The sequence below is a fragment of the Fusicatenibacter sp. genome (assembly GCF_977045365.1).
Window position 1 is genome coordinate 34,471 of the sequence record NZ_CDRRUH010000003.1, and the last position, 23,489, is coordinate 57,959.

The window sequence follows — 23,489 nt, forward strand, 5'->3', positions numbered from 1 at the left end:
TTGATTTGCAGCAATCCGCTGCGTGTAATTTACCCTATTATATCATAAAGTAAACCACAATAGCAAAAATTCTTTGTTAAAACAAAAGAAAGGGCCTGTCTTATCCAGACAGTCCCTCTTATGCCTTAATCGTTTAAGAATCCTTTGTAATTGCGTACCAGCATCATGGATTCAATCTGTTTTAAGGTTTCCAGAATTACGCTGGCAATAATGATCAGAGAAGTACCTCCAAAGGATACATTCGCTTTGAAAAATCCATTAAAGAAAAATGGAATCACTGCAACAATGGTCAGACCTGCTGCACCGATAAAAATAATATAGCTGAGCAGATTGTTCAGATAATCTACGGTAGATTTACCCGGACGGATGCCTGGGATAAAGCCGCCCTGTTTCTTCATGTTATCTGCAACTTCCATCGGGTTGAAGGTGATAGAAGTATAGAAATAAGCGAAGAAAATAACAAGGACAATGTAGAGAATCAGACCCAGCGAAGCAACTGGATTTGTTTTGTCAAACCAGTTGTTGGAATTCAGCATCTTGATCAGCGTTCCGCCGATGCCTTTGATATCCGACTTTCCGACAAACGACAGGATAATCGATGGGAAAGACATGATGGATGATGCAAAGATGATCGGGATAACGCCCGCTGTATTTACCTTCAGCGGAATATTGGATGACTGTCCGCCAACCATTTTTCTTCCGGCCATTTTCTTGGAATACTGTACCGGAATTCTTCTCTCAGCGCCATTCAGGATCAGTACCAGCACAACAACAGCGATGATCACAACAGCGATGATAATCCACATCAGCAGACCACGCGCGATGGTTTTGCCTTTTACGAAGGTTTCGTAAAGGGTTACCATATCCTGCGGGATTCTGGAAAGAATGTTGATTAACAGAACCATGGAAATACCATTTCCAACGCCCTTGTCGTTGATCTGTTCTCCCACCCACATAAGGAAGGCAGAACCGGCTGTCAGAGCTGCCACTACAACAATCACATTAACTGCGTTAAAAGTAGTGAGGAGTCCCTGGCGTCCAAAGCCTACTGCCATGGCAACAGACTCAAACAATGCAAGACCTACTGTCACATAACGAGTAATCGCAGTCATTTTCTTTCTTCCCTCTTCGCCGTCACGCTGCATTTCCTCAAGTCGTGGAATTGCAATGGTGAGCAGCTGAATAATGATGGAAGAAGTAATGTACGGTGTAATACTCAGAGCAAAGATGGAGAAACGGTCGAAACCGCCGCCCGTGAATGCATTCAGGAAACTGAATGCCTCATTCGTATTATTTGCAAAATAATTCGCAAAAAAGCTTGTATTGACACCCGGTACAGGCATCTGAGAGCCTAACCGGATGACAACAAGCATCATAAGCACATAAAATATTTTGCGACGAACATCTTTGACCTTAAATGCATTGATAAAGGTCTTAAACATTAGATCACCTCGACTGTTCCACCTGCCGCTTCAATTTTTGCCTTTGCGCTCTCGCTGAAAGCATTTGCTTTTACAGTGAGTTTTTTGGTGACTTCACCGTTTCCAAGGATTTTTACGCCATCTCTCGGATTAGAAACAAGACCAGTCTCAATCATAGTTTCTACGGTTACAACAGCTCCGTCCTCATAACGATTCAGAGCATCTACATTGATTCCAACGATTTCCTTGGAGTTTCTGTTTTTGAAACCTCTCTTCGGAAGACGTCTGTATAAAGGCATCTGACCACCTTCAAAGCCCGGTCTCGGTGCTCCGGAACGTGCTTTCTGTCCTTTGTGGCCTTTACCTGCTGTTTTACCATTTCCTGAACCATGTCCACGGCCTCTGCGGAAGTTATCGTTCTGTCTGGAACCTTCAGCCGGCTGTAAATTAGATAAGTCCATTACGGTACCTCCTTATGCTTCTTCTACTTTAACCAGGTAAGAAACCTGATTAACCATGCCGCGAACTGCTGCGTTATCCGGCAGTTCTACCGTCTTGTTAACTTTTTTCAGACCCAGTGCTTCCACGGTTCTTCTGTGTTTCGGAACACATCCGATCGGGGATTTCACCAGTGTTACTTTTAATTTATCTGCCATTTTTCACATCCTCCTTAAGCAAAGATCTCGTTTGTAGATTTGCCACGAAGTCTTGCTACTTCTTCTGGAGTCTTCAGCTCAGACAGACCAGCGATGGTAGCCAGAACTACGTTCTGCTTATTTCTGGATCCAAGGGATTTTGTACGGATGTTCTTAATACCAGCTAACTCGATTACGGCACGGGCTGGGCCACCAGCGATGACACCAGTACCTTCAGGAGCTTTCTTTAACAGAACCTCTGCGCTTCCGAATTTACCTACGTAGTCATGAGTGATACTTCCGTTCTCATTGATTGCTACGCTTACCAGTTTCTTCATAGCGTCTTCTTTACCTTTGCGGATAGCTTCCGGAATCTCGGCTGCTTTTCCAAGGCCTGCGCCTACGTGTCCATTGCCGTCGCCGACAACTACTAAAGCTGTGAAACGGAAGTTACGACCACCTTTAACAACTTTTGTAACACGCTTAATTGATACGACTTTTTCTTCCAGTTCGAACTGGCTTGCATCAATAATTGTATGCTTCATGTGTTCTTTTCCTTCCTTTCTTAGAATACCAGCCCAGCTTCTCTAGCTGCGTCTGCGAATGCCTGGATTTTTCCCTGGTAGATGAATCCGCCACGGTCAAATACAACTTCAGTAATACCTGCTTCTACAGCTTTCTTTCCAAGAACGGTTCCAAGATATGCTGCTGCATCTACATTGTTGGTTTTCTCAAGCTCTGCTTTAACATCTTTCTGAAGAGTAGAAGCAGAAACTAAAGTATTTCCAATCGTATCGTCGATAATCTGAGCATACATATGGTTATTGCTGCGGAATACACACAGACGCGGACGCTGTGCAGTACCTACGATATGATTACGTAATCTTCTATGCTTTTTCTGGCGCATCTGCGCTCTTGATACTTTACTAATCATGTTCACACTCTCCTTAATTATTTCTTACCAGTCTTACCAACTTTACGTCTGATCACTTCATCAGCATACTTGATTCCCTTGCCCTTGTATGGCTCAGGTCTTCTCTTGTCTCTGATTTCAGCGGCATACTGGCCAACTTTCTCTTTGCTGATACCGGAAACAATGATCTTGTTGCCGTCTACAGCGGAGGAGAGTCCTTCCGGATCGATCATCTCTACCGGATGAGAATATCCAAGAGACAGAACTAATTTGTTGCCCTGTTTTGCAGCTCTGTAACCTACACCGTTTACTTCCAGTGTTTTGGTATAGCCTTCGCTAACACCAATTACCATGTTGTGGATCAGAGTTCTGGTCAGACCATGAAGAGCTTTCATTTTCTTCAGATCGTTCGGTCTTGTAACTACTACGTGTCCGTCTTCCAGTTTGATGGTCATTTCAGACGGGAGAGTTCTCTCTAATGTTCCTTTTGGTCCTTTTACTACAACGTGGTTGTTTTCCTGGATGTCTACTGTTACACCTGCAGGAATTGCCACTGGCAGTCTTCCAATACGTGACATACCAATTTCCTCCTATTAACTTAGATTTTCGGAGAGAGCCTTACGCTCTCTCTGTTTTCAGTTGCTTTGTTTCGTTTCAGATTACCAAACGAATGCCAGAACCTCGCCGCCAACCTGCAGCTTGCGAGCTTCTTTATCGGTGATAACACCCTGGTTTGTGGAAAGAATAGCGATTCCAAGTCCGCCAAGTACTCTCGGCAGCTCATCTTTGCCAACATAGATTCTCAGACCCGGTTTGGAGATTCTCTTCAGACCGGTGATGATCTTCTCGTTTTTGTCAGCGCCGTATTTCAGGGTGATGTGCATATTCTGGAATGCACCCTCATCGCTGAGTTCATATTTTGCAATGTATCCCTCGTTTACCAGGATATCAGCGATTGCGATTTTCATTTTGGATGCCGGAACATCTACTGTATCATGTTTTGCAGTGTTAGCGTTACGGATTCTTGTAAGCATATCTGCAATCGGATCACTCATACTCATTTGAATTTGCCTCCTTCTAAAATTTTACCAACTAGCTTTCTTAACGCCAGGAATCTGGCCTTTGTATGCTAATTCACGGAAGCAGATTCTGCAGATTCCGTATTTTCTTAAATATGCGTGTGGACGGCCACAAATTCTGCAACGATTGTATTCTCTTGTAGAGAATTTAGCTTTGCGCTGCTGTTTGATTTTCATTGCTGTTTTAGCCATGAATCAATTCCTCCTATTACTTTGCGAATGGCATGTTGAATAATGTCAGTAATTCACGAGCTTCTTCATCTGTGTTAGCAGTGGTAACGAAGATAATGTCCATACCTCTGACTTTATCAACTTTATCATACTCGATCTCCGGGAAAATCAGCTGCTCTTTGATACCAAGAGCATAGTTTCCTCTGCCATCGAAAGCGTTCGGATTTACGCCGCGGAAGTCACGTACACGAGGCAGTGCCAGGTTGATCAGGCGGTCTGCGAACTCGTACATTTTCTCGCCACGAAGGGTAACTTTGCATCCGATCGGCATACCCTCACGGATTTTAAAGTTTGCTACGGAATTTTTCGCTTTGGTGGTAACTGCTTTCTGTCCGGTGATAGCTTCCATATCACTGATTGCAGCATCCAGAAGTTTAGCGTTCTCCTTAGCCTCACCAACACCCATGTTGATTACGATTTTGGAGAGCTTCGGCACTTCCATCACGTTTTTGTATCCAAATTTTTTGGTCATTGCATCAACGATCTGCTCGTTGTAAAGATCTTTCAGTCTACTCACGGTTTTGCCTCCTCTCTTCCTTAATCAATTACTGCGCCGTTCAGCTCTTTTGCTTTTGCAACGCGGGTTCTAACAGCTTTTGTTTTGCCGTTTTTCTCAACCATCTCAACTTTGATTCCAACACGGGTCGGAACTCCTTTTACAACCAGCATTACGTTGGATGCATCGATAGGAGCTTCTTTGTTAACGATTCCGCCCTGCTGATTGCTCATAGACGGTTTCTCATGCTTTGTAATCATGTTTACGCCTTCAACAACAACACGGTTGTTCTTTACGTCAACGCTGACTACTTTGCCGGTTTTGTCTTTATCTTTGCCGGCGATTACCTTTACGGTATCGCCTTTTTTAATCTTCATTGACATAGCTGTCCTCCTATAATACTTCCGGAGCTAAGGAAACAATCTTCATGAACTGTTTCTCACGAAGCTCTCTGGCTACTGGTCCAAAAATACGGGTTCCTTTTGGAGTTTTGTCATCTTTGATAATAACTGCTGCGTTCTCATCAAATTTGATGTAAGAACCGTCTTTACGACGAGCGCCTTTTACGCTTCTTACAACAACAGCTTTTACTACGTCACCTTTTTTAACAACGCCGCCTGGTGTTGCATCTTTGACCGAAGCAACGATTACATCACCAATGTTGGCATATCTTCTTGTAGAACCGCCCATAACACGAATGCATAAGATTTCTTTTGCACCGGTGTTGTCAGCGACTTTCAGTCTAGTTTCCTGCTGAATCATGCTGGTATTCCTCCTTTAGCATTCTGATCTCTTATTTATTTCGCTTTCTCAACGATCTCCACAAGTCTCCATCTCTTATCTTTGGATAAAGGTCTTGTTTCCATAACTCGTACGGTATCACCTACATGGCACTCGTTGTTTGCATCGTGTGCTTTCAGCTTATATGTGCTTTTTACAATTTTCTTGTACAGAGGATGTTTTACATGGTCTTCGATGGCAACCACGATAGTCTTATCCATCTTATCGCTGACAACTTTGCCCACGCGAGTTTTTCTAAGATTTCTTTCTTCCACGATATTTTCCTCCTAATTACTCAGCTGCGTTTGCCTTCTGGGCAATAACAGTCTGGATTCTTGCAATATTTTTGCGAACCTCTTTGATTCGGCTTGTATTGTCAAGCTGGTTGGTTGCATTCTGGAATCTTAAATTGAAGAGTTCCTTTTTAGCAGCTACTAATTCGTCATTCAGCTCAGCTGCGCTCTTTGTATTTAAATCTTTTACAAATTCGTTAGTTTTCACTGTTATCACCGCCTTCTAAGTCTGCACGAGAAACAACTTTGCATTTACATGGTAACTTATGCATGGCAAGACGTAATGCCTCGCGGGCTGTTTCTTCCGGAACACCTGCGATTTCGAACATTACACGGCCTGGTTTTACTACTGCTACCCAGTACTCCAGAGAACCTTTTCCGGAACCCATTCGGGTTTCAGCCGGCTGTGCGGTTACTGGTTTGTCCGGGAAAATTTTGATCCAAACTTTACCACCACGTTTGATGTAACGTGTCATGGCGATACGGGCTGCCTCGATCTGGTTGGATTTGATCCAGCATGGCTCAAGGGCTACGAGACCAAATTCACCGTAGTTAATTTTGTTTCCTCTAAGGGCTTTACCCTTCATGGAACCACGGAACTGTTTACGACGTTTTACTCTCTTCGGCATTAACATAATTAATTCTCGCTCCCTTCCTTTTTAGTTCTGGTTGGAAGTACTTCGCCATTGTAGATCCATGCTTTTACGCCAACTTTACCGTAAGTGGTATCTGCTTCAGCGAATCCATAATCGATATCGGCACGCAGGGTCTGCAGCGGAATAGTTCCCTCGCTGTAGAACTCGGTACGAGCCATATCAGCTCCACCAAGACGTCCGGATACAGATGTTTTGATTCCCTTAGCGCCAGCTCTCATCGTACGCTGCATGGTAGACTTCATAGCACGACGGAAGGAAATACGGTTTTCCAGCTGTAATGCAATGTTCTCAGCAACGAGCTGTGCATCGCGGTCCGGTCTTTTTACTTCTTTGATATCTACGATAAGCTTTTTGTCAGTCAGTTTCTGAACTTCAGCTTTTACTTTCTCGATCTCTGCTCCGCCTTTACCGATAACAACGCCCGGTTTTGCGGTGTAGATGATAACTTTTACTCTGTCAGATGCTCTTTCGATTTCGATCTTGGAAACACCTGCGCTGTACAGTTTCTTCTTCAGGTATGTGCGGATGTTGTAGTCCTCTACGAGGTTATCTGCGAAATCACCCTCGGCATACCATTTGGAATCCCAGTCTTTAATAACACCGACTCTCAGGCCGTGTGGATTAACTTTCTGTCCCATGACATGTCCTCCTTATTTCTCGTCTAACACAATCGTGATGTGGCTGTTTCTCTTCAGGATTCTGTAAGCTCTGCCCTGTGCTCTCGGATGAATTCTCTTCATGGTCGGAGCCTTGTTAGCGAAGCACTCAGCTACATACAGGTTTTCTCTGGAAAGACCGTTGTTGTTCTCAGCGTTTGCGATTGCGGACTCCAGCAGTTTTTTCACTACGCTGGAGGCATATCTCGGGTTATAAGTTACAATACCAAGTGCGGTTGTTACGTCTTTACCGCGGATTGCATCTAAAACAAATCCAGCTTTCTGCGCAGACATTCTAGCGTAGGATAACTTTGCAGACGGTCTGGTATCTTTGTTAGCATTTCTTGCTCTTTTAATCTGACTTCTATGTCCTTTAGCCATTGCTAAAAAACCTCCTCTCTCAAATCATTCTACTTAGCGGACGCCGGATTTCTTCTCGTCCTTGCCGTGGCCTCTGTAGGTTCTGGTTGCTACGAACTCACCGAGTTTGTGTCCAACCATATCCTCTGTAACGTATACCGGCACATGTTTTCTTCCGTCATGAACAGCGATTGTGTGTCCAACGAATGACGGGAAGATTGTAGAACGACGTGACCAGGTTTTAATGACTGTTTTATCTCCTGAAGCGTTTGCAGCGTCAACTTTCTTTAACAGGCTTTCATCTGCAAATGGTCCTTTTTTTAATGAACGAGACATCGTTTACCTCCTTATTTCGATAAAGCTTTTCCATCGCGTCTTCTTACGATGTACTTGTTAGACTGCTTGTTCTTTGCTCTGGTCTTCAGGCCAAGAGCCGGTTTTCCCCAAGGAGTAGACGGGCCCGGACGTCCGATACCGGTCTTTCCTTCTCCACCACCATGTGGATGGTCATTCGGGTTCATGACAGAACCACGTACAGTCGGGCGGATACCCATGTTACGTTTCCGTCCTGCTTTACCAATGTTGATCAGGCTGTGCTCGCCATTTCCAACAACACCGATGGATGCACGGCAGTTGATCGGAACCATTCTCATCTCTCCAGACGGAAGACGAAGGGTTGCGTATTTACCTTCTTTAGCCATCAGCTGAGCGCCATTACCAGCTGCACGAACAAGCTGTCCGCCTTTGCCTGCATGAAGCTCTACGTTGTGAACCATGGTACCAACCGGAATCTCGGACAGCGGCAGGCAGTTTCCAGGTCTTACCTCGGCAGCAGCGCCGCTCATAACCTTCATGCCAACTTTCAGTCCTTCCGGAGCCAGGATGTATGCTTTCTCGCCGTCTGCATAGCAGATCAGAGCGATGTTTGCTGTTCTGTTCGGATCGTACTCGATCGATTTAACGGTTGCCGGAACATCATCTTTTCTTCTCTTGAAGTCGATGATTCTGTATTTTCTTCTGCTTCCGCCTCCGCGGTGTCTTACAGTGATTTTACCCTGGTTGTTACGACCAGCGTTTTTCTTCAGGGACACTACCAGAGATTTCTCCGGTGTGCTCTTCGTGATTTCGTTGAAATCAGAGGAGGTCATGTGTCTTCTGGAAGGTGTATATGGGTTAAAGCTTTTGATTCCCATTACTTTGTTCTCCTTTCATTTCGTATCGCACTTATGTGTGCATATTTCGAACAGCTGCTAATTAAAGTCCTTCGAAGATTTCGATGTCTTTGCTGTCCTCGGTCAGAGCAACGATTGCTTTCTTGCTCTTTGCAGTTTTTCCAACTACCATTCCACGACGTTTGTTCTTTCCGTCCATGTTCATGGTGTTTACGCTTTTTACTTTTGTTCCTTCGAACATTTTCTCAACTGCTTCTTTGATCTGAGATTTGTTTGCTTCCGGGTGAACCATAAATGTGTATTTCTTCTCGCCCATAGCGTTCATGCTCTTCTCAGTTACGATTGGTTTCAGGATTACGTCGTAATATCTGATATCTGCCATTATGCGTACACCTCCTCGATAGATGCAACACTGCTCTTGGTTGCGATGATGGTGTTGTATTTCAGCATGTCGAATACATTGATGGTATTAACAGATGCAGTCTGAACGCCGGCAATATTTCTTGCGGAAAGTGCTACGTTTTCGCTGTCATCTCCGATGATTACCAGTGCGTTGTTTACTTTGAGGTTATCAAGCACTTTCTTCATCTCTTTTGTTTTAACCTCTGCAAGTTTCAGCTCGTCAAGAACGATGAATTTGTTCTCCTGAACTTTGCTTGTCAGAACGGATTTTAATGCAGCTCTTTTCTCTTTCTTGTTCATTTTGAAAGAGTAATCTCTTGGTACTGGAGCGAATACAACTCCGCCGCCTGTCCACTGAGGAGCTCTTGTTGAACCCTGTCTTGCGTGACCTGTTCCTTTCTGTCTCCACGGTTTTCTTCCGCCACCGCTTACTTCGGAACGGGTTTTAGCTTTCTGAGTTCCCTGACGATTATTTGCAAGCTGAAGCACTACAGCCTGATGTACCAGATGCTCGTTGATTTCTACACCGAACACTGCATCATTAAGCTCCATGCTGCCAACTTCTTTGCCTTCCATATTTAATACAGATACGTTAGCCATTACGTGTGTTCCTCCTTTCAACGAACTTATTTACCGCATTTTACTGTCTCTTTGATGGTAACCATGGATTTCTTCGGTCCTGGTACAGCACCTTTGACTAACAGTAAATTGTTCTCTACGTCAACTTTTACGATTTCCAGGTTCTGTACGGTGATTTTCTTTCCACCCATCTGTCCTGGCATTCTTTTTCCTTTGAATACCTTACTCGGATCGGAGCAAGCACCATTGGAACCTGCGTGACGATGATATTTGGAACCATGAGCCATAGGTCCTCTGGACTGACCATGTCTCTTGATGGCACCCTGGAATCCTTTACCTTTGCTTGTTGCAGTAGCGTCGATTTTGTCGCCTGCGCCAAAGATATCGGCCTTGATTTCCTGTCCTAATGTATAGGTTTCAGCATCTTCAAATCTGAACTCTTTCAGATATCTCTTGCAGGAAACACCTGCTTTTGCGAACTGGCCTTTCATCGGTTTGTTCACACGGTTTTCTTTCTTCTCGCCGAAGCCTACCTGAATTGCACTGTACCCGTCGTTGTCTGCGGTTTTCACCTGTGTTACAACACACGGACCTGCCTGCAATACAGTTACCGGTACTAAAACACCGTTTTCGTCGAAGATCTGAGTCATTCCGACTTTTGTAGCTAAAATTGCTTTCTTCATTCCTTTTACCTCCTGTTTTATCTACAGCGGAACTTCCTATTATAAAGAAGTTCATTCTAGCGAACAGTTGATATAAGTGGAACACTATGACCCTTAGGGATGTTGATTCCTTCGAATGAGTGTTGCTTCTATATCATCTATTGCTTACTTAATTGATGGCCGGGGGCTGATCCCGGACTTTTTACAGCTGATCTTATTTGTTTTTCATCTTGATGTCGATGTAAACGCCAGCCGGCATTTCCAGTCTTGCTAATGCATCCACTGTTTTCTGGGTAGGTGCGATGATATCAATCAGTCTCTTGTGGGTTCTCTGCTCGAACTGCTCACGGGAATCTTTGTACTTATGAACTGCACGAAGGATAGTTACTACCTCTTTCTTCGTTGGAAGCGGTACTGGTCCGCTCACCGTTGCTCCGTTCTTCTTTACAGTTTCGATAATTTTCTGTGCAGATGCATCTACTAACTGATGATCATACGCTTTCAGTGTAATTCTCATTACTTGACTTGCCATAAAAAAAGTCGCCTCCTTTTCGCACTTTTACGAGTACGACAAGCGGTGACTGTACACTTACCCGTGTGTGTCCTGATGTTTGCACACGGTCGTTTCCACTCTTACAGGTGGACTTAATTGTGGGTACAGTGACTTGTCGCCAGTTTCTTTAACTTGACATTCGCTCCACGGAAAACCCGCTGTTTCTCAGCGGCAACCTCGCGCTTCAACGCTATCAATGTCACAACAGTTGTTAGTATACAAGAAAGCACGCGAAAAATCAAGGTTTTTTTTTATTTTTTTCGATTTATCCGTTTTTATGCAAAAAGAGAAATACAGGGGTGCCGTGTTGTGCACTTTTCCTATATATCTCTCTTTTTTGACGTTTTCCAACTATTCAGAGCCCCATCTCGATTCCGCTGCGATGCATCTCGATGTGGCTTCTTGCCATATGAACAAAAAGAAAAGAACGTTCATTCATGCAAGCATGATTCGCGTTCTTTTCTTTTCGTTCGCATGGCTCTGAATAGTTACAGAATGTCGGAATAATCTAAGATTGTGATGCCGGTTGCAGAATCTTCAATGACTTTCGGGTCATCTCCGGCTGCGTGGGCCTTCTGGATGAGTTCTTCCGCCGTGTAAACCGGCATGGCAAGTTCGATCGGCTCGGACGGTTCCGGTTCCGGCTCTTCTTCCGGCTCTTCGATGGTTTCTTCAAACTCTTCGATTTCTTCCACAGTTTCCGGCTCTGCTGATTCCGTTTCTTCGGTTTCTTCTGTCACTTCTTCCGCTGTTTCTTCTGCGGCAGCTTCTTCGACGATTTCCGTTTCTTCCACGGCTTCCGGAATTTCTTCAGTTTCTTCTCCTCTTACAAGGTTCTGCAGATCGGCGGTATGAAAGGACACCTGCTCCGTTCCTTCTTCTTCCAGATCCGGAATTTCAAATTCGTCCTGTTTCTCTTCTTCTGCCGTTTTCTGGTCGGCTGCTCTCAACTGTTCGGTCATTTCCTGTTCTTCCCGCTTCTTTTTTTCTTCCAGGGCAGCTTTCTTTCTGCTGCGAAGCTCTTCGGACGCTTTCTCATCGTCCTCGTCTTCTTCTTCCTCGTCTTCCTCATCCTCTTCTTCATCACGTTTCCATACCTCGGAAAGGATGAACAGAATGACCAGAAACAGAATGGCAAGTCCGATGATCATGATTCCCTCTCTGCTCTGCGCCGCCATCGACAGAAAGCCGATCACCGGAATCGTGACGATCACTTTGCTCACGGTTGCTCTCACGGTAATTTCCGTTGCGTCTCCGCTGATCACATTTTTTACGGATGCGGTTCCGGCAGCGGTGTCGAGGGACTGTATCGTATAGATATACTTTCCGGAATTGTCATCAACCAGGATTTTGTCTCCCGTCGCAACCGATGACGTATCTGTCTTCTTTGCGTACGTGACAGCGCCGCGGGAAATGTTGGTATTTCCCATCCCGTCTGAGACAAGTGTCGTGATGCCGGCAAACGGCGGAATCACCAGTGCACCTGCTGACAGGATTGCAAGCAGAAGCAGCGTATTCACAATTACCTTCAGTAATTTTGACATATTCAATTCTCCTTGTATTCTCAGTCTTTGCTCCCTATTATAACCCCTTTTCTTCGATTATGCAAGAAAACGTTACGCATCGTGTCCCGGCCGCCCGGTTCCGCGTGTCGAATTTTTCGATTTTTTCTTGAAGATCTGTCCTGTTTCTTCTATACTATATACATAACCAAAGGGGGAATACTTTCATATGAATACACTGATCAAAACCATCGAAGATCTTTCCCTGAACGCATGGCCGTCCCACCAGATCGAGCTGTACGACGGATGGATTCTTCGTTTTTCTTATTTTTATACACACCGGACCAACAGCGTCGAGCAGATCGGGCCGTCCACGATTCCGGTGAAGGAAAAAGTGCAGTACTGCGAGGAGATCTACCGTCGCTGGGGTACACCGGCAATTTTCAAGATCAGTCCGCTTGTCACTCCCGGCTTTGATGCAATGCTCGCCGACCGCGGCTATGTAGTCCAGCACACGACGCACGTCATGACAATGGATCTGGCGAACTTTGTCAAAAAGGATCCTGCCGTTGCCGTGACCGTCAGCAGCTTTATCCCGCCGAAATGGATTGACAGCCTCTTTGCTTTAAAGAGCACGACGAACGTGATGCACCGCATGGTCGTTCCTTCGATGTACCGCGCCATTCCAAAAGAAACCATCTGTACCTCCATCCAGGATGAAACCGGAACGATCGTTGCCACCGGCCTTGGCATCCGCGACCGCGATTACGTCGGTGTCTATGCCATCCATGTGCATCCTGCGTACCGCCACCGCCACTACGCTTCCTCGATCTGCCGCACAATCCTCTCCGAGGGAATCCGGCTCGGTGCAACGAAAGCGTATCTTCAGGTTGTCGAGGGAAACGCGCCTGCGATCACACTGTATGAATCGCTCGGTTTTTCCTATCTCTATACCTACTGGTTCCGCGCGAAGAACGTGGTCTGATTTTCGTCTGATTTCACATAAACATAGAGCAAAACGGCATGTCAAAATTTTCTGACATGCCGTTTTGCTCTATGTTTATGCTATAAGTGCAGTAAGATTATTCAGCAGAAGGACTGCTTAAATATTTTTCAACGCCGTCCATGGCTTCGCTCTCGTCTTTTCCGTTTGCGATCACGGTAACTTCCTCGCCATTGTCCAGACCAAGTGTCATCATACCCATAATGCTCTTCGCATTTACTTTTTTTCTGCCGCTCTCGACGTAGATTTCACTTTCGTACTGGCTCGCTACCTGTACCAGCATGGCAACTGGTCTCGCCTCCAGGCCGCTTGAAAGACGAATTGTGATTGGTTTCTTAATCATAATACTTCTCCTCCTTGTTTCCTTCGCAAATCTTCCGCAATCTCTTTTAGTTTCCTTAATCTATGATTAACTCCGGATTTACCAACAACCGGTGTTAACATCTTGCCCAGTTCCAGAAGCGATGCTTCCGGGTATTGTAAGCGGAGCCTTGCCATCTGCTCCAGCGGTTCCGGCAGAGAAGAAAAGCCTGTGGTTTCTTCGATATACCGGATATCTTCGATCTGGCGGATCGCCGCGCTGACCGTTTTGTTGATGTTGGCAGTTTCACAGTTCACCTTTCGGTTGACACTGCCGCGCATTTCTTTTAAGATCCGCACGTTTTCCAGATTCATAAGTGCGATGTTGGCTTCCATGATACCAAGCATCTCCACAATCTGTGCGCCCTCTTTCATATAAACCACATGGTGGTTTTTCCGGAGAACGATCCGCGCATCAATTCCAAAGCTTTTCAGAAGTTCCTGCACCTGTTCTGCTCTCGGCGCATCGGGACAGACAATTTCGAGATGGTAAAACCGGTTGGGATCGCTGATGGAACCGGACGCTAAAAATGCGCCCCGCAGAAATGCCCGTTTGCAGCACTGACGCTGTACCACAACAGCCGGAATCGGCATTGTTAACTGCCGGTCTGTCTCGTGTAACTTCACTGCCTGCAGAATCTGACGGGTTTCTTCCCTGTCATTTACGCGGATCAGATACGTATTTTCCTTCTGATTCAGCTTAACTGCAAGCTCTGCCTCTATATTAAATGTTTTTTTCAATAAAGTAAAGTATTTTCTTGCCACATACGCATTCTCTGTCTGAATCCGTATCGTCCCGTCCTTCTCGAAAATCTGTCCGCAAAGTGACAGGATCGCCGCTGTTTCCGCAATCTGGCAGTGGCGTGCCGTCGGAAGATGTCTCGATAATTCCTCTTTTACCTCGCTTGAGAATGACATCCTTCCACCTCTAAATTCCTTTTCGGATGGCGTCTTTTTCCAGATCCCGGTGTTCAATCCGGATTCCGTAATCCTTCGCGTTGGAAAGACGCCGGTACAGCTCGTTGGCAAGGGTTACGGAACGGTGTTTTCCGCCGGTGCAGCCGATGCTGATAATGAGCTGATGCTTGCCCTCGGAAATATAGTTCGGAATCAGAAAACGGATCATATCCTCTAATTTTTCCGCAAACACCTGCGCTGTCTCAAATCCCATCACATAATCCCGCACCGGAGCATCATTGCCGGAGAGCGGGCGCATGCCTTCTACGTAATAGGGATTCGGCAGGAACCGCACATCGAAAACAAGGTCCGAATCCGCCGGGATTCCGTATTTGAATCCAAATGAGAGCACGGTAATCATCAGATTTTTGAATTTCTGATCCTGCACGAAAATCTTATCGAGCTCCGCTTTCAGCTCTCTTGTGAGAAGCTGGCTCGTATCGAGAATGTAGTCCGCATCTTTTTTCAGGAACTCAAGTGCTTTGCGCTCTTTTCTGATTCCCTCATCCACCCGTCCAAGGCCTGCCAGCGGGTGCGTTCTTCTCGTCTCTTTGTATCGTTTGACCAGCACGTCATCGGACGCGTCCAGAAACAGGATCTCATAGCAGATTCCGTTGATGCTCATCCGCTCCAGAACATTCTGCAGGTCCGGGAGCGCCTGGCCGCTTCGGATATCGATTCCGACTGCTACCTTCTGGATTTCTCCGGAAGTGCCGTCAGCGGTAAGCTGTGCAAATTTTTCAACCAGCGGGATCGGAAGGTTATCGACGCAGAAATATTCCGCGTCCTCCAGCATTTTCAACGCTGTACTTTTTCCCGCACCGGACATGCCGGTCACAATTACAAAACGCATGTTTTTTCTCCTTTGGTGGATAATGAAAATCAGAATTCCCCGAGGAACTGGATTTCCGGCTCAAGCTGTACGCCAAACTGTTCTTTTACTTTTGCCTGGATCTGACGGATCAGTTCCATCACATCCGATGCGGTTGCTCCGCCTGCATTGATCAGGAAGCCACAGTGTTTTTCCGATACCTTTGCACCGCCGACTGCGTAACCGGAAAGTCCGGCATCCATCACAAGCTTGCCTGCGAAATAGCCCTCCGGCCGCTTGAATGCGCTGCCGGCGCTCGGATACTCGAGCGGCTGTTTCTCTACCCGCTTGTTTTTCAATTCCTGCATGCGGGCAAGAATTTCTTCTTTATCTCCCGGAACAAGCATAAGTTCTGCTCCAAGTACGACGTAGCCTCTGTCTTTGATGACGCTGGCACGGTAGCCGAAGCCGAGCTCTTCTTTTTCCAGCTTCAAAATCTCACCTTCTCTTGTGAGTACAGTGACATTCTGCACAATATCCTTCATCTCTCCGCCGTAAGCTCCCGCGTTCATCCGGACACCGCCGCCTAACGTTCCCGGGATTCCGGAGGCAAACTCCATACCGGAAAGTCCGGCTTCTCTGGCCGCCTGGCTGATGGAGACGAGCATGCTTCCGGCTTTCGCCCGGATTCTGTTTTCCTCCACTTCGATTCCCTGGAAGTTTTTGTAGACCGAGAGAATCACACCGTGGTAGCCCTCGTCACTTACAACGAGATTGCTGCCGTTTCCGGTGACGAACCACGGGATCTCTTTTTCTTCGCAGAGAGCCACGATTTTTCTGATTTCTTCTTCTGTATGAGGAGCGACGAAATAATCTGCCGGACCGCCCACGCGGAAGGTCGTATGATTTTTCATCGGTTCTGCGGTCTGTACCGCATCTTCCCCTGCAATTGCATAAAGTTCTCTGACAATCTCTTCTTTGATCACGATTTTTACCCTTTGCCGCATCTGCGGCCGAACATTTCATTACGAATTACTACGAATTACAGATTATACTTTTTTTAGACGCGAAAGCAGCCGACATCCCTCACTTCTTCGTTCGTTCTGCCAGCCGCTGTTTTTTTCTTCGTCTGCCCGCCTTTTTTTGCAGGCTCACGGGCTATTCTACCACGAACCCCCAAAAAGTGCAACGAACTTTTTCGTTCCGGCTCTTTTTTCTATCAGATCTTCCGGATTGGTATCATTTCCTACATCAGACAGTCTTTTCCATGGATTCTCGTCGGAGTGACAAGCACCATCTGATTCATGAGATTTTCTTCCGAAAGAACAGCAACGCGCAGATATTCTCTCGTGTGTCCCGTCCAGTAACGGACGCCGTCGATCTCAACTTCTTCTTCCATGAGCACTTCCAGCTCTTTTCCGAGGAAGCCTTCCATATATTCCTGTCTCCGTCTCTCGTCCAGTTCCAGCAGAACGTGGCTGCGCTTCGTCTTCTCCTGCTCCGGAATCTGGCCTGCCATCGCTGCGGCGCGGGTGCCTTCTCTTCTCGAATACTTGAAGATGTGAGTCTCGAAGAAATGAATGTCCTCGACAAAGGCGCGCGACTCTTCAAACTCCTCCTCACTCTCCTGCGGGAAACCGACAATCACATCGGTCGTCAACGCCGGATTTCCATATACCTTACGCAGCAGATCGCATTTGTGTTTGTATTCTTCCGCGGTATATTTCCGGTTCATCCGCTTCAGTGTTCCATTGCTTCCGCTCTGCAGCGAAAGATGGAAATGCGGGCACACCTTCGGCATTGCGGCGATCGCCTCTGCAAACTCTTCGGTGATGATGCTCGGCTCCAGTGATCCGAGACGGATTCTTCTGATGCCATCCACTGCATCAACAGCGCGAATCAGGTCGAGCAGCGTCTCTTTTTCGCCCTCCGGGAAATCGAGTCCGTAGGAGGAAAGGTGGATACCGGTCAGCACGACTTCCTGGTATCCGGCCTCCACCAGACGTTTTACTTCTTCTACCACATCACTCTGGCGGCGGCTTCTGACTCTGCCGCGCGCGTACGGGATAATACAATAAGTACAGAACTGATTGCATCCATCCTGTACTTTCAGGAATGCGCGGGTGTGCTCCGCCGTTTTGCTGATCGAGAGTGTCTCGTACTCACGGTTGTGTGTCATATCCACGAGGAAGCTCTTACACTCCGCGTCGGATGGTTTTCCACCATCCTCACGTTCTGCCAGAAAGTTTTCCAGAATATCCACAAGATCTTTCTTCTTATTATTTCCGATGATCAGATCAATCGCCGTATCCTCTTCGAGTTTTTCCCCAGCCGCCTGCACATAACAGCCGCAGGCCACGACAACCGCATCGGGATTCATCTTTTTCGCTTTGTGCAGCATCTGCCGCGATTTCCGGTCCGCAATGTTCGTCACGGTACACGTATTGATAATGTAAACATCCGCTCCCGGTGCAAAAGGCACGATCTCGTACCCTCTGTTTTCGAGGAGCTGCTGGATGGCTTCCAGCTCATATGCGTTCACTTTACACCCAAGATTATGCAAAGCTACCGTTTTTTTCATGCCATACTCCTTTCTTCTTCATCTTTATTATTAAAAATCACGAAGATTCCACTTTATCTTTGTATGTTTTCGCATTGACTTTTTCCCCTCCAGACGGTAAGATAAAGCTGTTAAATGAGGGTAATAAATAATGTTAACCAAATAACAGGGAGGATTACAAACATGAAAACAGTACAGATTTCTCTTAATTCTATCGACAAAGTAAAATCTTTCGTCAACGACATTTCCAAATTCGATTTTGATTTCGATCTGGTATCCGGAAGATACGTAATCGACGCAAAATCCATCATGGGAATCTTCAGCCTCGACCTTTCCAAACCGATCGACCTGAACGTCCATGCTGATGGAGATGCTCTTCAGACCGTACTTGATGTTCTTGCTCCGTACATTGTATAATTACGATAGAACATAAGGGCCGCGCACTCGCCGCGGCTCTTTTTTTGTCTTTGTTTATCATCAGGACCGGATCTTGTTTTTCAGAACCCCCAAAACAAGATCCGGCCTTTTTGTTCTTTAAAGCAAGTTTTCCTTAGCAGACCTCGATCGTCTCTGCGGTAGAAACTGCGCGTTCCATCATCTCGTCGATCACGTCGTCCAGATGGCGCTCGGAGCATTTGATGACATTCAGGTTCGGTTTTGTCACCGGATGCTTTGCAACGAAGATCGTGCAGCAGTCCTCATACGGCAGAACAGATGTCTCGTACGTACCGATTTTTTCGGAAATATCGACGATCTCCTGTTTGTCGAAACCGATCAGCGGACGGAAGACCGGCATGGTGCAGACTTCGTTGGTAACGGCGAGGGAATGCATCGTCTGGCTTGCCACCTGTCCGATACTCTCTCCGGTGATCAGGCCAAGGCATTTGTCCTGACGTGCAAACGCTTCTGCGATCTTCATCATATAACGGCGCATGATGATGGTCAGCTCGTCGTGCGGGCATTTTTCGTAGATTGCAAGCTGGATCTCGGTGAAGTTGACCACATGCAGACGGATCGGGCCGCTGTAGCGTGCAACGAGTTTTGCAAGATCCACAACCTTCTGTTTGGCTCTCTCGCTGGTGTACGGCGGAGCGTGGAAGTAAACGGCATCAATCTTAACACCGCGTTTTGCGATCATGTATCCGGCAACCGGACTGTCGATACCGCCGGAAAGCAGCAGCATGGCCTGTCCGTTTGTGCCGACCGGCATACCGCCAGGGCCTGCGATGCTCTCGCAGTACAGATAAATCTTCTGACGCAGCTCGACGTTCAGATAGATATCCGGCTCGTGAACGTCTACTTTGAGGTTCGGGCAGACATCGAGGATGCGGCCGCCCAGCTCGCAGTTGACTTCCATTGTGTGCATCGGATAGTTTTTGTTCGCACGGCGTGCGCATACCTTAAAGGTTTTCTCCTCGGTCGGGTACAGCTCTTTCACGTAGGAAACCACTGCCTCTGCCAGATCTTCAAAGCCGGTGTCCTCTAAAATGACAACCGGGCAGATCTCGGCGATACCGAAAACTCTTGTCAGCGCATCGACAGCGCCCTCGTAATCAAAGTCTCCTTCGGTGTTGACATAGATTCGTCCCATCTCACGGGTGACCTGGAAATTTCCGTCTACCGGGGCAAGCGCGTGCTCCATCTGTACGCAGAGCGCTTTCTCGAACAGATGACGGTTCTTTCCTTTAATGCCGATCTCGGCATATTTTACCAGAAATGCTTTGTACATCATCGTTTTTTATTCTCCTTTTTTCTCAGCCAGATCACGGAAGAACAGAGGATATTCCTCAGAAAATTTCTTCAGGATCAGGTCAGATACCTGACGCATCTGCGGATGTGCGGCGTTGGCGCTTCGAAGCCGGATAAAGTGGCGCCACTCTCTTAAGTTCATGGTCATGACGATCTCGGTTTTCAGAGAGTTCGGAAGAATGCTTCTTGCCTCCTCCGGCTTTGCTCCGAGTTCGAGCATCTGGAAGTAATACTGCTCTGCAGCTTCCATTGCTTTCTGCCATACCTCGTATTTTTTACGGTCGTTCTCGTCGTCCAGATCATAGGAAAATCCGGTTGCCAGATCGATACAGGTGATCTGGTTTCCAAATTTATCTTTCGAATAGTTGCAGTAGCGGGTGCTCTCCTGGCTGTAGCTTGCGATACGGTGGCGGACGATCTCATGGGTCACGCCGCGGTCGCACGTTACTTTTACGGTGATGGAGCCGTGCTCAATGACGGATTCATGGCCGCGTTTGATGATGCCTGCAATGAATTTCTCTGCAGTGCCTTCTCCAATGCGCTCCTCGCTCTTGTAGCAGACTCTTCCGATTTTCTCGATCCGGCGCAGCATATCCTCGTAGGATTCGGTGCTCAGGATTTCAATTTCCGGCTGTATTGTAATCATAATTTTCCTCTTTCTATTATTTCCTGGTAAATCTGCGCAGCATCGGCAGTACCTCGCGCAGCGTATCCAGGGTGTAATCAATCTGTTCCAGTGTCGTAAATTCGCTGAAGCTGAACCGCACGGCAGACTCCATCTCGGCTTTCGATGCGCCGATGGCAGTCAGCGTCGGGCTTCCGGCTCTCTTGTGTGATGAGCAGGCGCTTCCGGCGGAAACGTAGATCTGGCGGTCCTCCAGCGTGTGCAGCAGCACTTCACTACGCACATTTAAGAACGATGCATTGACAATCTGCGGCGCACCCTCTTCTTCCGGCATGCCATGGATGACCACATCGTCCAGCTCCCGCAAGCCTTCGATCAGACGGTGTTTACAGGCACGCATCTGCGCAGTCTGCTCGTCAAAATGCCTGTAAACGATCTCAGCGGATTTCGCAAGGCCTGCGATGCCCGGCACATTGTCGGTTCCGGAACGCATGCCGTTCTGCTGGCCGCCGCCTAAGATCAGCGGACGGATTTTTACTTTCTCATCAATATATAAAAAGCCGCTTCCCTTCGGTCCGTGGATCTTGTGGCCGCTCACGGAGAGCATGTCGATGCCCATCCGTTTCGGATAAATCCGGTATTTGCCGAACGCCTGGATCGCATCGACATGAAAATACGTTTTCGGATTTTTCGCCTTGATTCTGCGTCCGATCTCCCCGATTGGCTCAACAGAACCGATCTCATTGTTGACATACATAATCGAAACGAGAATCGTCTCCGGTGTGATCGCTTCTTCGAGTTCGTTCACATCCACAAGGCCTTCTTTATTTACCGGCAGGCGCGTAATACGGAATCCCTGCTCCTCCAGAAATGCCAGCGGTGCCGACACGGCCGGGTGCTCGATCGCGCTTGTGATGATGTGGTTTCCCGTTCTCTTATTTGCCATTGCTGTTCCGACGAGCGCCCAGTTGTCGGACTCTGTGCCACCGGAGGTAAAGAAAATTTCTTTTTCTTTGACTTTCAGAATCTTTGCCAGCGTTTCCTGGGCGGTTCTGATATATTGTTCTGCTTCTACCCCTTTTTGATGCATCGCAGACGGATTTCCATAATGATTTACCATCAGATCACAGACGAGATCTGCGGTTTCCTGATAAACACAGGTGGTTGCGGAATTGTCCAGATATGCTTCCATTATCTTGTTCGTTCCCTTCCTTCTAAAAGATACACCAGAATGGAAAGCACGGTCATTCCGGCCGTTTCCGTGCGCAGAATGCGCTTTCCGAGCGTAATCGGCTCTACCTTTTCCTTCATGGCCATTTCCACTTCCGCTTCGTCGATGCCGCCCTCCGGTCCGATCAGGATCGCAATAGATTCACCCGGTTCAATGGATTCCAGAATTCTTCTCGTTCCTTCCATCCCCTCTGCGTTCTCATACGGCATCAGGCGAACGTCTGATTCTGCCATCATTGCAAGCGCCTGCTGAAATGTAACAGGCATGTGTACCGTCGGAATCTGCATCCGTTTGGACTGCTTTGCCGCACCAAGCGCGATCGTCTGCCAACGCTCTGCTTTCTTTTCCGCCTTTTTCCGGTCCAGCTTCACAACGCAGCGTTTCATCTCCACCGGAACAATTTCCGTCGCACCAAGTTCCACTGCTTTTTGGATGATCAGTTCCATTTTGTCACCTTTTGGCAGACCCTGAAACAGTACAATTCCGGACGGGAGTTCTCTGTCTGCTGCTGTGACTTCTTCTACTGCGGCAAGAACCTCCCCTTCCGGGAAATCCGAAACGGCACAATGATATTCCTTTTCGCCTCCGGTACTGACCAGTATTTTTTCGCCCGGCCGCATGCGGAGCACATTTTTGATGTGATTAACGTCACTGCCCGTGATGTGGACAGTGCCGTCATAAATCTGACTTTCTTCTACAAAAAAACGGTACATGAATCTGTTCTCTTTCTCTTCTGGTGTTTCGCTTTTCTTAATTTACATCGGTTTTCTTGCTGTAACAGAAACCCATTCGCCCTGATGTGTAACTTCAACCACTTCAAGTCCCGCTGCAACGACTGCCTCTTTGACAACTTCCTCTTTCACATCGAGAATGCCGGATGTGATATAAACAGCGCCCGGCTTCATCTGGTGTACGATTACCGGCGTCAGCGGAACGAGAACATCTGCAAGAATATTGGCGGTAACGATATCGTATTTCTCGTATCCGACTCTGTCCTGTACTTCTTTGTCATCAATGATATTTCCGATCATCATATCAAAAGCTTCTACCGGAATTCCATTGACTTCTTTGTTTTCCTCAACCGCAGGAACCGCACACGGATCGAGGTCTGTTCCGACCGCATGACGCGCACCAAGCTTCAGTGCAATAATCGAAAGAATACCGCTTCCGGTTCCGACATCAAGCAGCTCGGTATCCTTTGTCACATATTTCTTTAACTGACGGATGCAAAGCTGTGTTGTCTCATGCATACCCGTTCCAAAGGCTGTGCCCGGATCGATATGGATGATCATTTTATCCCGGTCTTCCGGCTTTACTTCCTCCCAGGACGGGATGATCAGAATGTCGTCCACATAGAACTGTTTGAAATACTGTTTCCAGTTGTTGATCCAGTCCTTGTCCTCTGTCTCAGACTCTGTGATGGTGCACTCTCCAAGGTCCAGGAACTCCTGCATTTCTGCAAGTGCCGCGCGGACATCTGCAAGAACCTTCTCCTTGTCCTCATCCACATCGAGGTAAAAATTCAGGTAGGCAATGCCATCGTCATCCGGAATATCCGGCATGATATCCACGAACATCTGCTGTTTGTCGCTCTCGGTCAAAGGCTGTTTGTCCTGAATTTCCACGCCTTCGATTCCCACATCGGCCAGAGTGGAGATCACAATGTCTTCCACTTCCGATCTTGTTTTTAATGTAAATTTATTCCATTTCATTGTTTAAACTCCTTTTTGCGCTTCTCTTTTCCATACGTGCAAAGAAAGCCACATTTATCATACACGATATCGTTCCTGTTGTAAATGTTAT

The 23,489-nt window shown here is 47.0% G+C and carries 35 protein-coding genes; 2 read left to right on the forward strand and 33 right to left on the reverse strand.

Features of this window, described 5'->3' with window-relative positions; all coding sequences use genetic code 11:
* Positions 1–125: 125 nt before the first annotated feature.
* The 23 genes from secY to ACY2VW_RS01630 all read right to left on the reverse strand — a co-directional run bounded on the left by secY (position 126) and on the right by ACY2VW_RS01630 (position 12,432).
* Complete coding sequence (gene secY / locus ACY2VW_RS01520; RefSeq protein ID WP_022461646.1) at positions 126–1,442, reverse strand: preprotein translocase subunit SecY; 1,317 nt, start codon at positions 1,440–1,442, stop codon at positions 126–128.
* Positions 1,442–1,882, reverse strand: coding sequence for a 50S ribosomal protein L15 (gene rplO, locus ACY2VW_RS01525; protein ID WP_022461647.1), 441 nt, complete (start codon positions 1,880–1,882; stop codon positions 1,442–1,444). Before rplO ends, secY begins: the two co-directional genes overlap by 1 nt.
* Positions 1,883–1,894: 12 nt before the next feature.
* Positions 1,895–2,077: a 50S ribosomal protein L30 gene (rpmD, locus tag ACY2VW_RS01530; protein ID WP_022461648.1), complete on the reverse strand. Its 183-nt coding sequence runs from the start codon at positions 2,075–2,077 to the stop codon at positions 1,895–1,897.
* 14 nt (positions 2,078–2,091) lie between these two features.
* Positions 2,092–2,601: a 30S ribosomal protein S5 gene (gene rpsE / locus ACY2VW_RS01535; RefSeq protein ID WP_022461649.1), complete on the reverse strand. Its 510-nt coding sequence runs from the start codon at positions 2,599–2,601 to the stop codon at positions 2,092–2,094.
* 20 nt (positions 2,602–2,621) lie between these two features.
* Positions 2,622–2,990: a 50S ribosomal protein L18 gene (gene rplR / locus ACY2VW_RS01540; RefSeq protein WP_022461650.1), complete on the reverse strand. Its 369-nt coding sequence runs from the start codon at positions 2,988–2,990 to the stop codon at positions 2,622–2,624.
* Between the two features lie 17 nt (positions 2,991–3,007).
* Positions 3,008–3,547 (reverse strand): 50S ribosomal protein L6, encoded by a 540-nt coding sequence (rplF, locus tag ACY2VW_RS01545; RefSeq protein ID WP_022461651.1) that lies wholly within the window; start codon positions 3,545–3,547, stop codon positions 3,008–3,010.
* An 81-nt stretch (positions 3,548–3,628) separates the two neighbouring features.
* A complete protein-coding gene (gene rpsH, locus ACY2VW_RS01550; protein ID WP_022461652.1) occupies positions 3,629–4,030 on the reverse strand; it encodes a 30S ribosomal protein S8 in 402 nt (133 codons plus the stop codon).
* Between the two features lie 24 nt (positions 4,031–4,054).
* Positions 4,055–4,240 carry a type Z 30S ribosomal protein S14 gene (locus ACY2VW_RS01555; RefSeq protein ID WP_022461653.1) on the reverse strand — a complete coding sequence of 62 codons (186 nt, stop codon included), beginning with the start codon at positions 4,238–4,240 and terminating at the stop codon, positions 4,055–4,057.
* A gap of 16 nt (positions 4,241–4,256) precedes the next feature.
* Positions 4,257–4,796 (reverse strand): 50S ribosomal protein L5, encoded by a 540-nt coding sequence (rplE, locus tag ACY2VW_RS01560; protein WP_022461654.1) that lies wholly within the window; start codon positions 4,794–4,796, stop codon positions 4,257–4,259.
* A 20-nt stretch (positions 4,797–4,816) separates the two neighbouring features.
* On the reverse strand, positions 4,817–5,158 hold the full coding sequence (gene rplX / locus ACY2VW_RS01565) for a 50S ribosomal protein L24 (protein WP_022461655.1): 342 nt from the start codon (positions 5,156–5,158) through the stop codon (positions 4,817–4,819).
* Positions 5,159–5,168: 10 nt separating this feature from the next.
* The gene (gene rplN / locus ACY2VW_RS01570; protein WP_022461656.1) at positions 5,169–5,537 is read right to left on the reverse strand and encodes a 50S ribosomal protein L14; all 369 of its coding nucleotides are present in this window, start codon (positions 5,535–5,537) and stop codon (positions 5,169–5,171) included.
* A gap of 35 nt (positions 5,538–5,572) precedes the next feature.
* On the reverse strand, positions 5,573–5,830 hold the full coding sequence (gene rpsQ / locus ACY2VW_RS01575; RefSeq protein ID WP_022461657.1) for a 30S ribosomal protein S17: 258 nt from the start codon (positions 5,828–5,830) through the stop codon (positions 5,573–5,575).
* 16 nt (positions 5,831–5,846) lie between these two features.
* Entirely contained in the window at positions 5,847–6,056 is a 210-nt protein-coding gene (gene rpmC, locus ACY2VW_RS01580; RefSeq protein WP_022461658.1) for a 50S ribosomal protein L29, read from the reverse strand.
* A complete protein-coding gene (rplP, locus tag ACY2VW_RS01585; protein WP_022461659.1) occupies positions 6,046–6,483 on the reverse strand; it encodes a 50S ribosomal protein L16 in 438 nt (145 codons plus the stop codon). Before rplP ends, rpmC begins: the two co-directional genes overlap by 11 nt.
* A gap of 2 nt (positions 6,484–6,485) precedes the next feature.
* Positions 6,486–7,142, reverse strand: a complete 657-nt coding sequence (gene rpsC / locus ACY2VW_RS01590; RefSeq protein ID WP_022461660.1) for a 30S ribosomal protein S3 — start codon at positions 7,140–7,142, stop codon at positions 6,486–6,488.
* 12 nt (positions 7,143–7,154) lie between these two features.
* A complete protein-coding gene (gene rplV, locus ACY2VW_RS01595) occupies positions 7,155–7,541 on the reverse strand; it encodes a 50S ribosomal protein L22 (RefSeq protein ID WP_022461661.1) in 387 nt (128 codons plus the stop codon).
* A gap of 33 nt (positions 7,542–7,574) precedes the next feature.
* The gene (rpsS, locus tag ACY2VW_RS01600; protein WP_022461662.1) at positions 7,575–7,856 is read right to left on the reverse strand and encodes a 30S ribosomal protein S19; all 282 of its coding nucleotides are present in this window, start codon (positions 7,854–7,856) and stop codon (positions 7,575–7,577) included.
* An 11-nt stretch (positions 7,857–7,867) separates the two neighbouring features.
* Positions 7,868–8,713, reverse strand: coding sequence for a 50S ribosomal protein L2 (rplB, locus tag ACY2VW_RS01605; protein ID WP_117510470.1), 846 nt, complete (start codon positions 8,711–8,713; stop codon positions 7,868–7,870).
* Between the two features lie 61 nt (positions 8,714–8,774).
* Positions 8,775–9,074, reverse strand: coding sequence for a 50S ribosomal protein L23 (rplW, locus tag ACY2VW_RS01610; RefSeq protein WP_022461664.1), 300 nt, complete (start codon positions 9,072–9,074; stop codon positions 8,775–8,777).
* Positions 9,074–9,694 carry a 50S ribosomal protein L4 gene (gene rplD, locus ACY2VW_RS01615; protein ID WP_022461665.1) on the reverse strand — a complete coding sequence of 207 codons (621 nt, stop codon included), beginning with the start codon at positions 9,692–9,694 and terminating at the stop codon, positions 9,074–9,076. Before rplD ends, rplW begins: the two co-directional genes overlap by 1 nt.
* 26 nt (positions 9,695–9,720) lie before the next feature.
* Complete coding sequence (rplC, locus tag ACY2VW_RS01620) at positions 9,721–10,356, reverse strand: 50S ribosomal protein L3 (RefSeq protein WP_022461666.1); 636 nt, start codon at positions 10,354–10,356, stop codon at positions 9,721–9,723.
* A 193-nt stretch (positions 10,357–10,549) separates the two neighbouring features.
* The gene (gene rpsJ, locus ACY2VW_RS01625) at positions 10,550–10,867 is read right to left on the reverse strand and encodes a 30S ribosomal protein S10 (protein ID WP_022461667.1); all 318 of its coding nucleotides are present in this window, start codon (positions 10,865–10,867) and stop codon (positions 10,550–10,552) included.
* 509 nt (positions 10,868–11,376) lie between these two features.
* Complete coding sequence (locus ACY2VW_RS01630) at positions 11,377–12,432, reverse strand: hypothetical protein (protein WP_461876751.1); 1,056 nt, start codon at positions 12,430–12,432, stop codon at positions 11,377–11,379.
* 187 nt (positions 12,433–12,619) lie between these two features.
* Here ACY2VW_RS01630 and ACY2VW_RS01635 point away from each other — a divergent pair, with 187 nt between their 5' ends.
* Entirely contained in the window at positions 12,620–13,375 is a 756-nt protein-coding gene (locus ACY2VW_RS01635; RefSeq protein WP_461876752.1) for a GNAT family N-acetyltransferase, read from the forward strand.
* Positions 13,376–13,472: 97 nt separating this feature from the next.
* Here ACY2VW_RS01635 and ACY2VW_RS01640 read toward each other — a convergent pair whose 3' ends face one another.
* The 5 genes from ACY2VW_RS01640 to mtaB form a co-directional block, all read right to left on the reverse strand.
* Complete coding sequence (locus ACY2VW_RS01640) at positions 13,473–13,736, reverse strand: HPr family phosphocarrier protein (RefSeq protein ID WP_444270976.1); 264 nt, start codon at positions 13,734–13,736, stop codon at positions 13,473–13,475.
* A complete protein-coding gene (gene whiA / locus ACY2VW_RS01645) occupies positions 13,733–14,671 on the reverse strand; it encodes a DNA-binding protein WhiA (protein ID WP_461876753.1) in 939 nt (312 codons plus the stop codon). The genes ACY2VW_RS01640 and whiA overlap by 4 nt, the downstream gene beginning before the upstream one ends.
* A 10-nt stretch (positions 14,672–14,681) precedes the next feature.
* Positions 14,682–15,563 (reverse strand): RNase adapter RapZ, encoded by an 882-nt coding sequence (gene rapZ, locus ACY2VW_RS01650; RefSeq protein WP_238061781.1) that lies wholly within the window; start codon positions 15,561–15,563, stop codon positions 14,682–14,684.
* A gap of 29 nt (positions 15,564–15,592) precedes the next feature.
* A complete protein-coding gene (murB, locus tag ACY2VW_RS01655; RefSeq protein ID WP_238061790.1) occupies positions 15,593–16,504 on the reverse strand; it encodes a UDP-N-acetylmuramate dehydrogenase in 912 nt (303 codons plus the stop codon).
* Positions 16,505–16,767: 263 nt separating this feature from the next.
* On the reverse strand, positions 16,768–18,102 hold the full coding sequence (gene mtaB / locus ACY2VW_RS01660; RefSeq protein WP_461876754.1) for a tRNA (N(6)-L-threonylcarbamoyladenosine(37)-C(2))-methylthiotransferase MtaB: 1,335 nt from the start codon (positions 18,100–18,102) through the stop codon (positions 16,768–16,770).
* Positions 18,103–18,264: 162 nt separating this feature from the next.
* On the opposite strand from mtaB, the gene ACY2VW_RS01665 reads away from it, so the two are divergent.
* A complete protein-coding gene (locus ACY2VW_RS01665; RefSeq protein ID WP_022461844.1) occupies positions 18,265–18,498 on the forward strand; it encodes an HPr family phosphocarrier protein in 234 nt (77 codons plus the stop codon).
* Positions 18,499–18,631: 133 nt separating this feature from the next.
* Here ACY2VW_RS01665 and thiI read toward each other — a convergent pair whose 3' ends face one another.
* Genes thiI through prmA form a run of 5 tightly spaced genes read right to left on the reverse strand, consistent with a single transcriptional unit; the run spans position 18,632 to position 23,398 of the window.
* Complete coding sequence (gene thiI / locus ACY2VW_RS01670; protein ID WP_082424694.1) at positions 18,632–19,810, reverse strand: tRNA uracil 4-sulfurtransferase ThiI; 1,179 nt, start codon at positions 19,808–19,810, stop codon at positions 18,632–18,634.
* A 9-nt stretch (positions 19,811–19,819) separates the two neighbouring features.
* Entirely contained in the window at positions 19,820–20,476 is a 657-nt protein-coding gene (gene thyX / locus ACY2VW_RS01675; protein ID WP_022461846.1) for an FAD-dependent thymidylate synthase, read from the reverse strand.
* Positions 20,477–20,492: 16 nt separating this feature from the next.
* Positions 20,493–21,647, reverse strand: a complete 1,155-nt coding sequence (locus ACY2VW_RS01680; protein ID WP_118660036.1) for a cysteine desulfurase family protein — start codon at positions 21,645–21,647, stop codon at positions 20,493–20,495.
* Positions 21,647–22,399 (reverse strand): 16S rRNA (uracil(1498)-N(3))-methyltransferase, encoded by a 753-nt coding sequence (locus ACY2VW_RS01685; RefSeq protein ID WP_022461848.1) that lies wholly within the window; start codon positions 22,397–22,399, stop codon positions 21,647–21,649. Before ACY2VW_RS01685 ends, ACY2VW_RS01680 begins: the two co-directional genes overlap by 1 nt.
* A gap of 42 nt (positions 22,400–22,441) precedes the next feature.
* Positions 22,442–23,398, reverse strand: coding sequence for a 50S ribosomal protein L11 methyltransferase (gene prmA / locus ACY2VW_RS01690; protein WP_022461849.1), 957 nt, complete (start codon positions 23,396–23,398; stop codon positions 22,442–22,444).
* Between the last annotated feature and the right edge of the window lie 91 nt (positions 23,399–23,489).